At 63.3% G+C, this 16,052-nt stretch carries 13 protein-coding genes; 8 read left to right on the forward strand and 5 right to left on the reverse strand.

What is annotated here, in order from left to right:
• Positions 1-3 precede the first annotated feature (3 nt).
• The 5 genes from DNK49_RS14105 to DNK49_RS14125 all read left to right on the forward strand — a co-directional run bounded on the left by DNK49_RS14105 (position 4) and on the right by DNK49_RS14125 (position 7,013).
• Positions 4-468: a hypothetical protein gene (locus DNK49_RS14105; RefSeq protein WP_243632377.1), complete on the forward strand. Its 465-nt coding sequence runs from the start codon at positions 4-6 to the stop codon at positions 466-468.
• Positions 465-815, forward strand: coding sequence for a DUF2149 domain-containing protein (locus DNK49_RS14110; RefSeq protein ID WP_110525715.1), 351 nt, complete (start codon positions 465-467; stop codon positions 813-815). The genes DNK49_RS14105 and DNK49_RS14110 overlap by 4 nt, the downstream gene beginning before the upstream one ends.
• A complete protein-coding gene (cobN, locus tag DNK49_RS14115; protein ID WP_110525718.1) occupies positions 812-4,870 on the forward strand; it encodes a cobaltochelatase subunit CobN in 4,059 nt (1,352 codons plus the stop codon). The genes DNK49_RS14110 and cobN overlap by 4 nt, the downstream gene beginning before the upstream one ends.
• 101 nt (positions 4,871-4,971) lie before the next feature.
• Positions 4,972-5,823, forward strand: a complete 852-nt coding sequence (locus DNK49_RS14120) for an HDOD domain-containing protein (RefSeq protein WP_110525721.1) — start codon at positions 4,972-4,974, stop codon at positions 5,821-5,823.
• Positions 5,823-7,013: a benzoate/H(+) symporter BenE family transporter gene (locus DNK49_RS14125; protein ID WP_110525724.1), complete on the forward strand. Its 1,191-nt coding sequence runs from the start codon at positions 5,823-5,825 to the stop codon at positions 7,011-7,013. The genes DNK49_RS14120 and DNK49_RS14125 overlap by 1 nt, the downstream gene beginning before the upstream one ends.
• 31 nt (positions 7,014-7,044) lie before the next feature.
• Here DNK49_RS14125 and DNK49_RS14130 read toward each other — a convergent pair whose 3' ends face one another.
• From DNK49_RS14130 to DNK49_RS14150, 5 genes are read right to left on the reverse strand one after another with little or no spacing between them, the layout of a single operon-like run.
• The gene (locus tag DNK49_RS14130; RefSeq protein WP_110525727.1) at positions 7,045-7,524 is read right to left on the reverse strand and encodes a hydrogenase maturation protease; all 480 of its coding nucleotides are present in this window, start codon (positions 7,522-7,524) and stop codon (positions 7,045-7,047) included.
• The gene (locus DNK49_RS14135) at positions 7,521-8,984 is read right to left on the reverse strand and encodes a Ni/Fe hydrogenase subunit alpha (RefSeq protein ID WP_110525730.1); all 1,464 of its coding nucleotides are present in this window, start codon (positions 8,982-8,984) and stop codon (positions 7,521-7,523) included. The genes DNK49_RS14130 and DNK49_RS14135 overlap by 4 nt, the downstream gene beginning before the upstream one ends.
• 7 nt (positions 8,985-8,991) lie before the next feature.
• Complete coding sequence (locus DNK49_RS14140) at positions 8,992-9,543, reverse strand: NADH-quinone oxidoreductase subunit B family protein (RefSeq protein WP_110525733.1); 552 nt, start codon at positions 9,541-9,543, stop codon at positions 8,992-8,994.
• A complete protein-coding gene (locus DNK49_RS14145; RefSeq protein WP_110525736.1) occupies positions 9,540-10,244 on the reverse strand; it encodes a 2Fe-2S iron-sulfur cluster-binding protein in 705 nt (234 codons plus the stop codon). The genes DNK49_RS14140 and DNK49_RS14145 overlap by 4 nt, the downstream gene beginning before the upstream one ends.
• A gap of 24 nt (positions 10,245-10,268) precedes the next feature.
• A complete protein-coding gene (locus DNK49_RS14150) occupies positions 10,269-12,074 on the reverse strand; it encodes an NAD(P)H-dependent oxidoreductase subunit E (protein ID WP_110525739.1) in 1,806 nt (601 codons plus the stop codon).
• A 259-nt stretch (positions 12,075-12,333) separates the two neighbouring features.
• Here DNK49_RS14150 and DNK49_RS14155 point away from each other — a divergent pair, with 259 nt between their 5' ends.
• The 3 genes from DNK49_RS14155 to DNK49_RS14165 all read left to right on the forward strand — a co-directional run bounded on the left by DNK49_RS14155 (position 12,334) and on the right by DNK49_RS14165 (position 16,015).
• Positions 12,334-15,192: an adenosylcobalamin-dependent ribonucleoside-diphosphate reductase gene (locus tag DNK49_RS14155; protein WP_110525742.1), complete on the forward strand. Its 2,859-nt coding sequence runs from the start codon at positions 12,334-12,336 to the stop codon at positions 15,190-15,192.
• A 167-nt stretch (positions 15,193-15,359) separates the two neighbouring features.
• The gene (locus DNK49_RS14160) at positions 15,360-15,599 is read left to right on the forward strand and encodes a ribbon-helix-helix domain-containing protein (protein WP_110525745.1); all 240 of its coding nucleotides are present in this window, start codon (positions 15,360-15,362) and stop codon (positions 15,597-15,599) included.
• Between the two features lie 8 nt (positions 15,600-15,607).
• Entirely contained in the window at positions 15,608-16,015 is a 408-nt protein-coding gene (locus DNK49_RS14165) for a putative toxin-antitoxin system toxin component, PIN family (protein ID WP_438616907.1), read from the forward strand.
• Positions 16,016-16,052 lie beyond the last annotated feature (37 nt).

A 16,052-nucleotide genomic window follows, 5' to 3' on the forward strand; every position in this document is an offset into this window, starting at 1 on the left:
TTGATGATCGAATCTACCTTCCTGCAGCTTGCCCAAGCCCTGTTGTGGCCTGTACTCGCACTGGTTGCCATCGCATTCGGCTACGCCCTCTGGGTTGCCGGCGCCACGCTGATGGAGGCCTGGCAGCGCTGGCGCCAGCCCGGCTTCAGCTGCCTGCCCGGTTCCACGGACATCGACATGGACGAGCTCGAGATGTGCGCACTCCGCCAGATCGAGCCGCTGCGGCTATTGAGCCGGGTTACGCCCATGCTCGGGCTGATCGCGACCATGATTCCACTTGGTCCGGCACTACAAAGCGTTGCCAACGGCCAGGGGCATGAGGCGCTTGCCGTTTTCAGCGGCGCTTTTGCCGGCGTGGTGCTGGCGCTGGCAGCGGCGTCGGTGGGCTTGGTGGTGTATTCGGTCCGCCGCCGCTGGCTGATTGCCGAGTTGATGCGCATCCGCAAGACGCGAGGCATGCAGGCATGAGCTTCAAACACTTCAAGATCATCGACGAAGACGATGACGATCCGATGCTGTCCGCGGTCAATCTGGTCGACGTGTTCCTGGTGCTGGTCGTCGCCCTGCTCGCCGCGGTCGCCAGCAGCAGTCAATCTGCATCGCCAATCAACAACACCTTGTTCAAGGCAGGCGAGCCCGACATGGAAATCGTCGCCACCGAGCAGGGGCGTGAAATTCGCTATCGAGGCACGGGTGGCGTCAGCGAAGGGGAAGGGGTGCGTGCCGGCGTAGCCTACCGACTGCGTGACGGCAGCATCATTTACGTTCCCGAGGGCGAGGCCGTACCGACCGACAGCGGGCAGGGCAAGCAGTGAAGCAACGCTGGCTCGTGCTGCTGGCCCTGCTCCTGGGTCTGGGCAGCAGCAGCGCCCTCGCTCGAACCTTGTTGTGGCTGACGGCGGACATCACGCCGCAGGCACGTAGCGCAATGATCGAACGAATCGGTGTCGAGTCGGGCTGGAAGGTCCGCCACCTCGACCATCCACTGCGCATCGAACCTGCACACACCGAAACACATCGCGAGAAACTCATCCGCGCCTTGCAAGGCGTGGACATGGTATGGGTGGACGCACCCCACGCCAGCGTGTTCGCCACCTTGAACAAGCTGTTCGGCGACCTGCTGACGGCTCACGATCAAAGGCGGGCCGGGCGCGTCGTCTGGATCACCACAGAGCGTGCCGAACCCTCCAGCACGACCTCCGAACCCGCGCTCGAGCAATACTTGAGCGCAGGCGGCGAACGCAATGTGCGTCACGCGTTTTCCCTGGCGGAGGCGGTCATCGCCGGTCTGCCCCGCCCATCCCTGCCGCCTCCGCAGACTTGGCCCGCACGGGGGCTGTATCACCCCGAAGCTGATCGCTTCTTTCCTGACGCGGACGCCCTGGCCGCATGGCAGGCCCGTCACCCCCACCTGGCCCAGCAACCCGCGGTAGCGATCCTGGTGCACCGCTACCATTTCATCAATGGCTCGACCGCCTGGCTGGACGAATGGTTGCGCCTTTTCCAGCAACAAGGGCTTTTTGCCTATGCGGCGTTCGGCCAGCAGGTCGATGCGACGGCGCTGTCCTCCCTGCTAGAAACCGGAGCGGAAGAGGCACGTCAGGCGCACCCGCGCGTGCTGGTACTGCATCAACTGACCCCGCAGGCGGCGGCACTGCAGCCGCTGTTCGAGCGTTGGCAGCGTCCTGTGCTGATCACCCAGCCTTACCGTCAGGGCGACCAGCAACAATGGGAGGCGGACGCCACCGGGCTGTCACTGGGCGACACCCCCTTCTATCTGGTGCAGCCGGAGGCAGCCGGTGCCATCGACCCCCTGATGGTCGTCGCGCATGCCGACGGCGGACGTCGCACTGATCTGATCCTGCGCCAGGCCGAGGCGGTGGTAGCCAAGGCTCGACGCCTGATCACCTTGCAGACACGCCCCAAAGCCGACCAGCAACTGGTGACGATGGTCTACAACTACCCGCCGGGTGGCACCAACTTTGGCGCATCCTTCCTCAATGTGCCCCGCAGCCTGCAGCAGGTTTCCACTGCCCTTGCCGCGCACGGCTACGATACCGTACCGATACCCGAGCAGTACTGGATCGAGGCACTGCCGCCCCTGCTTCAGGCCTATTACCCCAAGGCCGATCTGCTCGCCTTGCTGAGGTCGAACCACGCAGCCGCCCTACCCTTGGCCGACTACCTTGCGTGGTGGCAGACCCTTCCCAGCGACGTGCGCGCCCGTATCGAACACCACTGGGGGGCCCCTCCAACCAGTCCCTATGTTGTCGACTGGAACGGGGAAGCCGTGTTCGTCATTCCACGCCTGCAAATCGGCAAGCTGGCCGTGCTCCCCCAGCCTCCGCGCGAAGAAACACTGCGGCGCGGGCAGGCCCCCTTCATGCATCGCAGCAAGAATCCACTCTCGCACCACTACCTTGCGGTCTATCTGTGGGCTCGGCAAGCCGATGCCCTGATGCACTTTGGCACCCACGGAACCCAGGAGTGGGCCTCCGGCAAGTCGCGTGGGCTGGACGTGCTGGACGACGCCCTGCTGCCATTGGGCGACCTGCCCGTGATCTACCCCTACATCGTCGACAACCTGGGCGAAGCGCTGACCGCCAAGCGCCGGGGCCGTGCCACGCTGATCAGCCATCGGACGCCTGTTTTCGCCACCGCCGGCTTTCCGGCCCGCATGGCTCACATGCATGAAGTCATGCATGAATGGGAAATCGCCGACACCGGCCCAACCCGCAAAGCCCTGGCACAACAACTTGTCGAGCTCATCGTCGAGCATCAGCTGCATCGCGACCTCGACTGGAGCCGTGCTCAGGTCGAGGCCGACCTCGATGGCTTCATGGAGGTCCTGCACCCTTGGCTGGATCAGCTTGCACAGAGTGCTCAACCACGTGGCCTGGCGGTTTTCGGAGTGGCACCGGATGCAGATATGCGGCGGCAGATCATCCTGCAGGCGCTACGTCGTCCGCTGCTCGAGGCGCTGGGTGAGGACATCGACGAAACCTTTCTGATCGATTATCGCGATGTTGCAGGATCGCGACCCGCCCGCTGGCTGGAGCTTGCCTTGCGCGATCCGCAGGCCGCCAGTGTGCTGGACCTCCGCCCTCCAGCGCCCGACACGGCCGTCCCCAACCGGGCAGGTCGTCGCGAAATCGATCGCGAAGCTCTGCTGGAGCTGGCCGAACGCGCCCAAGACCTTGACCGACTGCTGGCGGTCGAAGGTGAAATCGATGGGCTGTTGGCCGCGCTTGGCGGGCGTTTCGTCCCGGCAGTCTATGGCGGCGACCCGATCCGTAACCCGGACAGCCTGCCCACCGGACGCAACCTGATCGGCCTGGACCCAAGCCGGCTACCCACCCGCCAGGCCTACAACGTCGCCCGACTGCTGTTCGCCAACTGGCTCCGGGATTATCAGGCCGCCAACAACGGCCGCTCACCGCAACGCATGGTGTTATCGCTGTGGGCGGGTGAAACCCTGCGCCATCAGGGCATCATGGAAGCGCAGGCGATGGTGGCCCTTGGCGTGCGTCCGCAATGGGATGACAGCGGTCGTCCGCGCGGTGTCGAGTTGCTGTCCGAAGCCGAACTTGGGCGGCCACGGGTTGATGTGCTGCTGAGCGTCACCGGATCCTACCGTGACCAGTTCCCCGCCCTCATGGCCTTGCTCGACAACGCCGTCAGCACCGTTTCCAGTGCAGAGCCGGATGGCGTCGTCGCCCGTCACAGCAAAGCGGTCGAAACAGAGTTGATACAGCATGGTGTTGCCGCAGCACAGGCCCGGCTGCTGGGTCAGGCAAGGGTATTCGGCAATCAGGTCGGCGACTACGGCACAGGTATCGCCGATGCCGTTCAGGACGACGGCTTGCGCCGCAGCGATGCGCGCCTTGGCGCCCTCTTCCTGCAGCGCATGAGCCAGCCCTACCTCGGCGGTGCCGCACTGGAGGGCGTTTCCACAGGGGTAGCAGCGCGCGCGCTCGGTGCCCAACTCAAGCGAGCGGACGCTGCGATCCTATCACGCACTTCCAACCTCTACGGCATGGCAAGCTCTGACGATCCTTTCCAGTACCTGGGCGGACTTGCCGCTGCCGCGCGCACCGTCGGCAAGCAGGAAGCGCTGCAGCTTTATGTGAACCAGTTGCAGGACGACTCCGAACCTTACGCCGAACGCGCGCAGCGCAGCATGGCGGCCGAACTGCAATCGCGCTACCTGCATCCGGGCTGGCTCGAGGCACAGAAAGCTGAAGGCTATGCCGGCACCCTTCAAGTGCTCAAGGCAGTACAGTTTGCATGGGGCTGGCAGACGGTGGTCGAAGACATGGTCAGACCTGACCACTGGCAGGCATTTCACGACGTGCTGGTGCGAGACAAGCATCAGCTTGGCATTCCGGACTGGCTACGCAGTCATCCCCAAGCCTATGCGCAAGCGCTGGAGCGCCTTGTTCAGGCTCAACGCCATGGTCATTGGTCGCCTGACGACGAGACCCGACGAGAGCTTGCCCGGACCTATGCCGAACTGACAGCCAGGGCTCCACTCGCCCAGCCATCCGCAGCTGTCGAGCGCTGGGTTGCCCACCAGCTTTCCTCATCCATTGCTGTCTCGACCACGGCCGGCGTGCGACGTCTGCTTGCCGACGAATCTCCCCGGACCGCAATCGACACCCCCTCCACCTCCAGCGTTGCAGAGCCTCCCATGCTGGCTGATGAGTCGGTGCTGCCACCGGCCCAGGCAAGGGTTCGCGGCCTGCATCTGCAGGCGGTGACTGAATACCAGGATCCGACCGCAATGCGATGGCTCGCCCTCGGCGTGATCCTGCTGCTGCTCACCGGCGGTGCTCTTTCCCAGTACCGCCGGGCTGGGCGCGCGTCATGACCGCTTGAAGACCGACACCTGACTGAACATATTCCGTACGGGCCATTCCCCCGCAGTCCCTGATCGCTGATAATCCATGGGAGGAGAACAGGACAACCGCCATGCATTCAGCCCAGGAACTCGTCAGCCAGATCAAGGCCCTCGCCTCCCTGCCTACGGTTTACCACCGCATCAGCGAGCAGCTTGACTCGCCCGACGGCTCCATTGTCGAAGTGGTCAAGCTGGTCGCCGCCGATCCGGCGCTGACCACAGGCGTGCTGCGCCTGGTCAACAGCGCGTTCTACGGCTTCAGCGGCAAGATCGACACCCTGGAACGTGCCATTCCCATCCTGGGTCTGCAGCAGATTCATGACATGGTGCTGGCGATGTCGGTCAGCGCGGTGTTCGACGGCATCCGTCCCGACGACATGGATATGAAGCGCTTCTGGCACGGCAGCATGATGTGTGCGCTCGCCGCGCGCGGTCTGGCTCGCGCAGCAGGCCATGCTGCCGCAGAACGCATGTTCGTCATTGGCCTGCTGGCCGACCTGGGTCACCTGGTGATGTATCAACTGGTGCCCGAACTCGCCGAACGCGCACAGCGCCGTTCGCAGTCGAAGGCAGAACCGCTGCACCTGGCCGAACGTGCAGAAGTCGGCTGTGACCATGCCGAGGTCGGCGCGGCACTGATGAATGGCTGGGGCCTGCCGGACTGCTTTGCCGAGATCATCGGTGCGCAGATCACGCCGAGGCTTGCCGGCTCCCTGACGCTGGATGCAAGCCTGCTGCATATTGCCTGCCAGGTTGCCCAGGCTGACCGCTTCGACGAAGCCAGCAGTGAGGTCGTCGCCCGCATCGAGCCCGCGCTGTGGCACAACATCGGCCTTGAGCCAACGCGCTTCAGTGCCGTGCGAGAAGAAGCCGAACTTCAACTCGCCGCCTGCATCGCAGCATTCTTTCCGCGCCTGCGTTGATGCAACCCGGCGTAAGCCCACCCACCCGCGGGGTGGCGAGGGATCTTTCACTGTCTGCGATCGTCGCGGGTTTCGTGGCGGTACTGGTCGGCTATACCAGTTCGGCTGCCATCGTCTTTCAGGCTGCAGCGGGATTCGGCGCCACGCCGGCCCAGATCGGCTCGTGGATGGGCGCGCTGGGTATCGGCATGGGTTTGAGCTCAATCGCGCTCTCACTGCGTTACCGGGCACCCGTGCTGACCGCCTGGTCCACGCCGGGCGCTGCGATGTTGATTGCCGCAGCCAATGGAACGTCAATGGGCGACGCAGTCGGCGCCTTCCTGATCTGCGCGCTATTGATCACCGCTGCGGGCTTCAGTGGCATTTTCGAGCGCTTGATGGGGCGCATCCCGATTTCGCTCGCTTCCGCAATGCTGGGCGGCGTACTGCTGCGCTTCGGGCTGGACCTGTTCACATCGATGCAGATCCGCCCGGGCCTCGTCCTGGCCATGCTGTGCGTGTATCTGCTGGGTCGTCGCCTGCTGCCGCGCTACGCCGTGCCGCTGGCCTTGCTCGCCGGCGTGGTCATTGCCGGAGCGCAGGGGTTGATCGACACGGGTGGGCTGCGCCTGGCGCTGGTGGAACCGGTATGGGTGACGCCAAGCTTCTCGGTCGGCGCGTTTGCCGGTATCGCGCTGCCCCTGTTCATCGTCACCATGGCGTCGCAGAACGTACCAGGCGTCACGGTCATTCGTGCTTCTGGCTTTGACCGGGTACCGATTTCACCGGTCGTGGGCTGGACCGGCATCACCACGCTGCTGCTCGCCCCTTTCGGTGCCTTCGCCCTGAATCTGGCGGCCATCACCGCAGCCATCTGCATGGGCCGGGAGGCGCATGCAGACCCGGACCGTCGCTATGTCGCCGCGGTTGCTGCAGGCGTGTTCTACCTTGTTCTCGGTGTGCTTGGCTCTACCGTCGGCGCGCTGTTCCTCGCGTTTCCCCGCGAACTGGTGCTGGGGATTGCCGGGCTGGCGCTGCTCGGCACCATTGCAGGCAGCCTGGCCAATGCCATGGCGCTGGAAGCCGAGCGCGAACCGGCGCTGATCACCTTTCTGGTGACCGCTTCGGGGCTGTCCCTGCTCGACATCGGATCGGCTTTCTGGGGCATTGTGGCCGGCAGTCTCGCCTTGCTTGTGCTTAGGAGGCGATGAACGCCACCTGCGTTTTCGCACATACCGGATATCAGCTGGCCGCCTCCCACCGGGTGAGCGGCAGACCCGCAAGCAGTTTTGGCTTCGTCCAGGCCCAGGCCTGATCGAGCGCGTGCTGCGCACCTGCGGACAAGGGGGCATCGAGCTCGAAATTCAGCCCATCCAGCGCAAGGACATACGCGGGCGGCGGCGGGCACCGGTTGATGCGTTCGTATACCCCAAGCAGTGCTGACGGACTGAGGGCATGGCTCAGGACCGGCGTACCGCAATCCGGCACCACGGCTTCATACCGGAAAACCTGTCCAAGTGCCCGGGCCGCATCCACAAACAGCACAGCCCCGGCCTCGACCATGTCCAGGACATGCTCGACCTGCAACTGATACTCGGGCAGCACGCGCACGCCTTCAAGCTGCAAGGCGGCAATACGCTCGCCCAACACGGGCCCCAGCGCATCGTCGCCGCGCAGGTCGTTACCAATGGCAAACACCAGCAAACGCGTCGATGTCGTCAATCACGCACCCTGCTGTCCAGCACCGCACCCCGCGCATCAAGCAGTTCGACAAGCAGCGGCATCTGCCCCAGCGCGTGCGTGGCGCAGGACAGACAAGGGTCGAACGCGCGGATCGCCACTTCGATGTGATTGAGCAAGCCTTCCGTCAGCGTGTGTCCTGACAGATAGTGTCGCGCCACTTCGCGTACCGCGGTGTTCATGGCCTGGTTGTTATGGGTGGTGGACACGATGAGGTTGCACATCGTGATCAGGTCGTCATCACCGACCTGGTAGTGATGAATCAACGTACCGCGCGGCGCTTCGATGATGCCCACCCCTTCCCGGCCGCGAACACCGTCCTGCATCAGTGGGCCGTCGACGCAATCCGGATCGTCGAGCAGGTCGCGGATCACCTCAGCAGCGTGCAACATCTCGATCATCCGCGCCCAGTGATAGGCCAAGGGCGCATGAATGGGAGCCCCGGCACCGTAGTCGATGAACTCGCGCCGTTCGGTCTCGGCCAATGGCGTGGGGATGAAGTCACAGTTCTGCACCCGCGCCAGCGGCCCCACTTTGTACCAGCCCCGCTCGGCGCCACGCTCGGCAAGGTAGGGAAACTTCATGTAGCTCCAGGGCTTGACGTCCTCGCGCAGGATCTTGTGATAGTCCTGGTCCGGCACCTGGTCGAGCAGGATGGCACCATGCTCATCACGAAAACGCAGTACGCCGTCGTAAAGATCCATTGCGCCATCCGTGCCGACCAGGCTGGCCATGCCCGACTCAAAACGGCCAAAGCCGTCATAAAGGGCCGGATCCGCCCGATGCAGGCGCTTGACCAGCGCCACCGCCGCCCGGCTCCACTCGATGCGTTCGTCAACCTGTGCACGCAAGGCGTCACGATCGGCAATCGCCAGGTGCCGGTTCATGCCACCCGGCACCGCACCTGTACCGTGAATGCGCTTGCCGGCCGTGGCCTGGATGACCTGCTGTCCAAACTTGCGCAACAGCACGCCCTGACGGGCAACATCGGGATAGGCCTCGGCAACACCAACGATGTTGCGCCGACCTGCTTCTGCGTCAAAGCCGAACAGCATGTCCGGTGACGACAGATGGAAGAAATGTAGCGCATGGGACTGCAGGATCTGCCCATAATGCATCAGCCGTCGCAGCTGAACGGCAGTACGTGTCGGCGGCACGGCACCCACCACGCGATCGAGCGCCTTCGCTGCCGCCAGGTGATGGCTGACCGGGCAGATGCCGCACAGGCGCTGCACCATCACCGGCACCTCCCAGTACGGACGCCCCTGGATGAAGACTTCGAAGCCACGGAATTCGACAATGTGCAGGCGTGCCTCGCGCACCTGGTCATCGTCGTCGATCAGCAGCGTCACCCGGCCATGCCCTTCCACCCGCGACACCGGGTCGATCACCACCTTGTTCAGGCGTTCGCGGTTGTTTGCGGTTTCCAGTTCGTGACTCATGGCACTCTCAATCGAAATGCAACATCGGATGCGACAGCCGCGGCGTACGGCCGGCAATCAGGTCGGACAGGAATTTCCAGATCGCCTCACCCGAGGGCGGACAGCCCGGAATCGAGTAATCCACCCGCACCACCTCGTGAATCGGCCGCACCTTGTCGAGCAGCAAGGGCAGTTCCGGGTCGTTCGGCACCCCGGACGCGCCCAATCCGGCACGCGACTGGTAGACCTCCCGCAGACAGGCTTCGAGCGGAATGTGATTGCGCTGTGCCGGAAGCCCACCGTTGATCGCACAGGCACCGATCGCCACCAGTGTCTTGCACTGGGCGCGGAACTCGCGCAGCACGTGTACGTTTTCGGCATTGCATACTCCCCCCTCGATCAGGCCAATGTCGCAAGGGCTGCAATGCTTGATATTGGTCAGCGGCGAACGGTCGAATTCGACCAGCTCAACCAGCTCGAACAGATGTTCGTCGATGTCCAGAAAGGACATATGGCAGCCGAAACACCCCGCCAGGGACGTGGTGGCCAGCCGCACCCGGGTTCGTGCAGCGGTGCTCATGTCCGCTCCTTCATGTCGACCTCGTGGATCGGCTGGATATCGTAGGTTCGGGACCCGATCGGACGGGCAAAGCCCACCCGCTTGTGCAGGATCACCCCAACGGGACAGATGTCGGCGGCCCGATCGCTTGCCGCAAAATCGGTGTCGCCCAGGCGCCCCGATTCGGCATTGACCACCAGATACTTGTGAATGCCACGTTCGGTCAGCGCAAACACCTGCTTGCCATCCACATCCCGGCTGGCACGCACGCACAACTCGCAGAAGATGCAGCGGTTGAAATCGAGCAGCACATCCGGATGCGACGCATCCACCGGCCGGTCGGGGAAAAAGTGTGCAAAGCGCTCGCCGACCATCTCCAGATCGTAAGCCAGCGCCTGCAACTGGCAGTTGCCGCTCTTCTCGCACGAGGGGCAGAAATGGTTACCCTCGACGAACAGCATCTGCAACAACGCGCGGCGTTCGCCATTGATCTCGGGCGTATTGCTCTCGACCTCCATGCCTTCCTTGGCCGGCATCGCACAGGAGGACACATGCCGGCCCCCCACCTTGACGATGCACAGCTTGCACGAACCATGAGGTGGAAAGTCAGGATGCCAGCACAGGTGCGGAATGTAATGCCCCGCAGCCCGCGCAGCTTGCAGGATGGTCTGACCGTCTTCAAACGGCACCGGGCGACCATCAAAAAGAAACTGCTTGCTCATACTGCCTCCCTTGAGCCGCTGCCCTCAACGCGGGGCATGGTCAGCGGAAAAATGCGCTGCTGCATCATCCCGCCCGCTGGCTCGACGTGCCGCTGCCAGCGCATCGTCCAGGTTGAAAGCCGGGGCAAAATCCAGCGACCTCAGCCTGCGCTCATAGGCAGGCCGGAACTTGAGCAGCGTATCCATCACCGGATTGGGCGCGGCGGAACCCAGCCCGCAGTGACTCGCGTTCTTCAGCAATCGGTCTATCCACTCGATGTCGGCCAGGTCAGTCTTGGCGCCGTGCCCGTCAGCCAGCTTGTTCATCGCTTTCAGCAGCAGCGAGGTGCCCACCCGACAGGGCGTACAGAAACCACAACTCTCGTGGGCAAAGAAGGCGACAAAGTTGCGCGCCACCTCGAACAGATCGCGGCTGGAATCAAACACCATGAAGGCACCCGCCGTGGGGACATCCTCGAAGGCAATGCGCCGATGGAATTCGTAGCTGGCCAGCATGATGCCGGCGGCCCCGCCGACCTGCACCGCCTGGGTGTCCGACGCGCCGCAATCTTCAAGCACCCGCTCGATCGCCACACCGAAGGGGTATTCGTAGATGCCCGGTCGGGCACAGTCGCCGGAAATGGACAACAGCTTGGTCCCGGTAGACTGCGCCGTGCCGGTTGCGGCAAAAGCCGCCCCACCCTCGAGCGCGATCAGACAGGTCTTGGCCAGGGTCTCGACATTGTTCACCACCGTCGGCCGCCCCAGATAACCGCGGGTCACCGGAAACGGCGGACGAATGCGCGGCGTGCCGCGCTTGCCCTCGAGCGACTCGAGCAGCGCGGTTTCCTCACCACAGACGTAGGCCCCCGCCCCCAGGTGAATCTCGATGTCGAAATCGAAACCGGCTTTACCCAGGATCTGCCGGCCCAGCAAACCCGCACTGCGCCGTCGTGCAAGCACGGCCTCGAGCGTCGGCCGCAGGTAACGATACTCTCCCCGCAGATAGAGCAAGCCCTGACGCGCGCCCACCGCCCAGGCCGCCAGTGTCATGCCTTCGAACACTGCATCGGCCAGGGTGGTGAGCAGCACACGGTCCTTGAAGGTACCGGGCTCGCCTTCATCGGCATTGCACACCACCACCTTGTCCGCTCCAGGCGCATCGGCACAGGCCATCCACTTGACTGCAGTAGTGAAGCCAGCGCCTCCGCGGCCGCGCAGGTTCGATAGCTGCATCTGCCGCATCCACTCCGCCCGACCGAGCGCCAGCGCCGCCTGCAGGGCCGCACCCGGCGCGAGATCCAGTTGCAGCATCGCATCGCGCCGATGGATGTTGTTGTCGACATGAAAGAACGCTTCCGGCCATTCAGAGACCGGTACCTGCTGGCGGACGAGCTCGGCAATCTGGTTGATACGCTGGTGTGACAGGCGCAGCACCGGCCGCCCATTCGCAAGCATCGCCGGCCCCTGATCGCCCATGCCGATGCACGATGTCGTCGACACGCTGACGAGGCCATCCTCCGACGGCTTGTGGGGCTCGACCCAGAGCTTGCTGCACAGGGCCGCCATCAGCTCGCGGCTGCCGAGTTGGTGTTCGATGATGTTGTCCGAGAACAGCAAGCGGTAGCGGCCAACCGGCTCGGTATGAAGAAAGCTGTAGAAGCCGGCAACACCCTCGACATGAGCGCGGGACACGCCCAGCGCATCGGCAAGTGCGGTAAGCGTCGCGGGAGGGAGCCAGCCTGATGGTTCCTGCAGCTCGATCAGGATCTGTAGCAGACGGTCGGGCAATCGATGGTGCCGATTCACCACATCCGCGATTTGCGATGAAGAAATTTCATGAGAACGCATCTTCGCTCACTCCGCTACCGGATGACAGGATTATACGCCTACCCACAGGCGGGTCTTGCGTCTGGAAGCCGCGAAATCATTGGGATCCAGAAAATTATCCACCGTTTTTTCCACACTAGATCTAGTTGATAAATCAAAGTTGACACACTAGCAATTTTTTTAAGTATTTGTTTTTATTTGTTTTTATATTTTTTGCCTTTCGCCGATTTTGCGCTATTCTTCACATCGTTTTAGACCTTCGAGGAGATCAGGAAAGATCATGAGCGCAAGCACCCAGACCCATGCCAAAGCAGACGCCAGCACCCTGGCGATGCAGGAAATCTCCGGCGAAGTCCTGATCGAAAAATACGCCAAGGGCGACGAACAGACTGTCCATCAGGTCCGCCAGCGCGTCGCTCGCGCCCTGGCCGCGATCGAGTCGGAAGACAAGCGTGCGCACTGGGAGGCCAAGTTCCTCGAAGCGCAGGAGAAGGGCTTCGTGCCCGCCGGCCGTATCAACAGCGCTGCCGGTACCACCCTGGCTGCAACCCTGATCAACTGCTTTGTGCAGCCGGTTGGCGACTCGGTTACCGAAGCCGTTGACGGTCGCCCGGGCATCTACACTGCATTGGCGCAGGCCGCCGAGACCATGCGTCGCGGCGGCGGCGTCGGCTACGACTTCTCGTCCATCCGCCCCAAGGGCGCCCTGGTCAAGGGAACGGCGTCCAACGCCTCCGGCCCGGTGTCCTACATGCGGGTGTTCGACCGCTCGTGCGAAACCGTCGAATCTGCCGGCGCCCGTCGTGGCGCGCAGATGGGCGTGCTGCGTTGCGACCATCCGGACATCGAGGAATTCATCCACGCCAAGGATCACGGCGACCTCACCAACTTCAACATCTCGGTTGGTGTCACCGACGCCTTCATGAAGGCGGTCGAGGCCGATGGCGACATCGAACTCGCCCATAAGGCCGAACCCACCGAAGAACTGAAGGAAGCCGGCGCCTACCAGCTGGACGACGGTCTCTGGGTGTATCGCAAGGTGCGTGCGCGCGCGCTGTGGGACCAGATCATGCGGTCCACCTACGATCACGCCGAGCCGGGCATCCTGTTCCTCGATCGCATGAATCAGGACAACAACCTGTATTACTGCGAAACCATCGAGGCCACCAACCCCTGCGCCGAACAACCGCTGCCGCCCTATGGCTGCTGCTGCCTGGGGTCGATCAACCTGACGCCTTTCGTCAAGCACCCGTTCACCGACAAGGCAGAATTCGACTACGCCGGCTTTGGCAAGGTGGTGGATGTTTCCATCCGCATGCTGGACAACGTGCTCGAGGCCACCCACTGGCCGCTGCCGCAGCAGCACGCCGAAGCACAGTCCAAGCGCCGCGTCGGTCTGGGCTTCACCGGTCTGGGCGATGCCCTGATCATGCTGCAGAAAAAGTACGACACCCAGGACGCCCGCGACGAAGCCCGCAAGATCTCCGAGTTCATGCGTAACCGCGCCTACCTGGCCTCGGCCGAACTCGCCCGCGAGCGCGGTGCCTTCCCGCTGTTCAACGCCGACCTTTACCTGTCCGGCGGCAACTTCGCCTCGCGCCTGCCGGCCGAAGTAAAGGACAAGATCCGCAAGAACGGCATCCGCAACTCCCACCTGCTGTCGATTGCCCCCACCGGCACCATCAGCCTGGCCTTTGCCGACAATGCCTCGAACGGCATCGAACCGCCGTTCTCCTACACCTACACCCGGCGCAAGCGCATGGCCGACGGCACGTTCAAGGAATACGCCGTCGAGGATTACGCCTGGCGCCTGTACAAGCACATTGGCGGCAACGTCGACAAGCTGCCGCCCTACTTCGTCACCGCACTCGAGATTTCCGCCCAGGCCCACAAGGACATGGTCGCGGTCGTCGCCCCTTACGTCGATACGTCCATTTCGAAGACGGTCAACGTCCCCGCCGACTACCCCTACTCCGAGTTCGAAGATCTTTACCTCACCGCCTGGAAGGCGGGCCTGAAGGGGCTGGCAACCTACCGTCCCAACAATGTGCTGGGTTCGGTACTGTCGGTCACCCCCAGCGCCGATCAGAAGCAGCCGCACGACGTCGAGATTTCCGACGCCAACAAGCGCCTGTCGATCAAGAGCCTGCCCGCACCGGTGCTGGCCAGCCTGCGTTGGCCCGGCCGGCCGGAAATGCCGGACGGCAACATGGCCTGGACCTACATGCTGAACACGCCGACGGGTGATTTTGCGCTGTTTGTCGGCCAGTTCGGCACCAACGGTGGCACCTTCCCGTTCGAAGTGTGGGTAAACGGGGCCGACCAGCCGCGCGGCCTGGGTGCAGTGGCCAAGACCCTGTCGATGGACATGCGCGCCAACGACCGCGGCTGGCTCAAGCTCAAGCTCGATACCCTGTCACGCACCGTCGGCGAAAAATCCTTCGAGATGACCTTCCCGCCGCATGGCGAAAAGAAGCTGATGTCCGGCGCCGTGTCCGCCTTCGCCCATGTGGTGAACTACCGTTGCGAAAAGCTCGGTGCGTTCGAAACCGAGGGCGCAACACCAGTGCTGGACTCGCTGTTCAGCCTCGAGGAGCCCAAGACCGGCACCGATGGCACGCTGTCGTGGACGGTGGACATCTACAACCCGGCCACCGGCGAAGACTTCGTGCTGGGCCTGAAGGAAATCACCCTGCCCGATGGCGTCACCCGCCCCTACTCGATGTGGCTGTCGGGCAACTACCCGCGCGCACTCGATGGCCTGTCCCGCATCCTGGCGCTCGACATGCGCGTCATGGATCCGGCCTGGATCGGCATGAAGCTGCGCAAGCTGCTCGACTACCCCGAGCCGCTGGGCGACTTCATGGCCTTCGTGCCCGGCACCAAGCGCCAGCAGAACTACCCCAGCACCGTGGCCTACATCGCCCAGCTGATGATCCACCGCTATGCCATGCTCGGCGTGCTCGACGAAAAGGGCTACCCCACCCGCGAGATGGGCATCCTGGAGGCCCCGCGCGACGACAGCGAGCCCAAGCTGATGCAAGGCGCGCTGTGCAAGGAGTGCGGCAACCACACCGTCATCCGCAAGGACGGCTGCGACTTCTGCACCGCCTGCGGCGCCGTTGGCACCTGCGGGTGATCTGAGCAGAGCGACGGGCGCGTGGAGCAAGGCTCACGCCCCGCTACATCCAGGGCCCGATGTCATCATGGCATCGGGCCTTTTCTGTTCACCCCCTGTGTGATCAATTGGCACAAACCACGCTGGTAAGTGTATAAACACACAAACACCGATCCAAGGAGTTGCACATGGCGACCACGCGCTGGAATGTTGCGGTTTCCACCGATACCGATCAGGCCTTGCGCATGTTTCTTGCCAGCCAGGGTGGCGGCCGCAAGGGCGATCTGTCGCGTTTTGTCGAAGAAGCTGTACGTGCCCACATCCTTGAGCTCAGTGCGGAAGACGCCAAACGGGCCAATGCCGGCATCAGCGAACCCGCGCTTGCGTCGATGGTTGACGAGGCACTCGACTGGGCCAAGGGTCAGTAATGCGGGTGGTGTTGGACAGCAATATCCTGTTCAGCGCCTTGATCTCTCCTCACGGTGCACCAGATCTCATTTACCGCGCCTGGCGCGCTGCGCGTTTCGAACTGGTAACTTCACGTGCCCAACTTGACGAAATCCGTCGCGCCAGTCGCTACCCCAAGCTACAGGCCGTACTGCAAGCTGCAAAGGTCGGGGTCATGATCAACAACCTTCAACGGGCACATGTGCTTGAACAATTCCCGCGCCATTTCGAGGCGGAGGATCCTGACGATGCCTTTCTGCTGGCAATGGCGGATGCGGGTCGGGCTGACTACCTGATCACCGGTGACCGGCGAGCCGGTTTGCTGCAACGGGGGCATCTGGGGCGTACTCGCATCCTGACGCCAGCAGCATTCTGCGTGGAAGTGTTGAAGCCATAAGGACTGCACTTTTGACTTCCCACCGATTCAAACAGAC

Origin of the sequence: Parazoarcus communis SWub3 = DSM 12120, from assembly GCF_003226565.1 — a bacterium.
GTDB classification, from domain to species: Bacteria; Pseudomonadota; Gammaproteobacteria; order Burkholderiales; family Rhodocyclaceae; genus Parazoarcus; species Parazoarcus communis.

Bases quoted from the DNA above. Each gene is read 5' to 3' on its own strand.
- DNK49_RS14105 (WP_243632377.1), top strand. From the start codon at position 4: ATGATCGAATCTACCTTCCTGCAGCTTGCCCAAGCCCTGTTGTGGCCT.
- DNK49_RS14110 (WP_110525715.1), top strand. From the start codon at position 465: ATGAGCTTCAAACACTTCAAGATCATCGACGAAGACGATGACGATCCG.
- DNK49_RS14120 (WP_110525721.1), top strand. From the start codon at position 4,972: ATGCATTCAGCCCAGGAACTCGTCAGCCAGATCAAGGCCCTCGCCTCC.
- DNK49_RS14125 (WP_110525724.1), top strand. From the start codon at position 5,823: ATGCAACCCGGCGTAAGCCCACCCACCCGCGGGGTGGCGAGGGATCTT.
- DNK49_RS14135 (WP_110525730.1), bottom strand. From the start codon at position 8,984: ATGAGTCACGAACTGGAAACCGCAAACAACCGCGAACGCCTGAACAAG.
- DNK49_RS14140 (WP_110525733.1), bottom strand. From the start codon at position 9,543: ATGAGCACCGCTGCACGAACCCGGGTGCGGCTGGCCACCACGTCCCTG.
- DNK49_RS14145 (WP_110525736.1), bottom strand. From the start codon at position 10,244: ATGAGCAAGCAGTTTCTTTTTGATGGTCGCCCGGTGCCGTTTGAAGAC.
- DNK49_RS14150 (WP_110525739.1), bottom strand. From the start codon at position 12,074: ATGCGTTCTCATGAAATTTCTTCATCGCAAATCGCGGATGTGGTGAAT.
- DNK49_RS14155 (WP_110525742.1), top strand. From the start codon at position 12,334: ATGAGCGCAAGCACCCAGACCCATGCCAAAGCAGACGCCAGCACCCTG.
- DNK49_RS14160 (WP_110525745.1), top strand. From the start codon at position 15,360: ATGGCGACCACGCGCTGGAATGTTGCGGTTTCCACCGATACCGATCAG.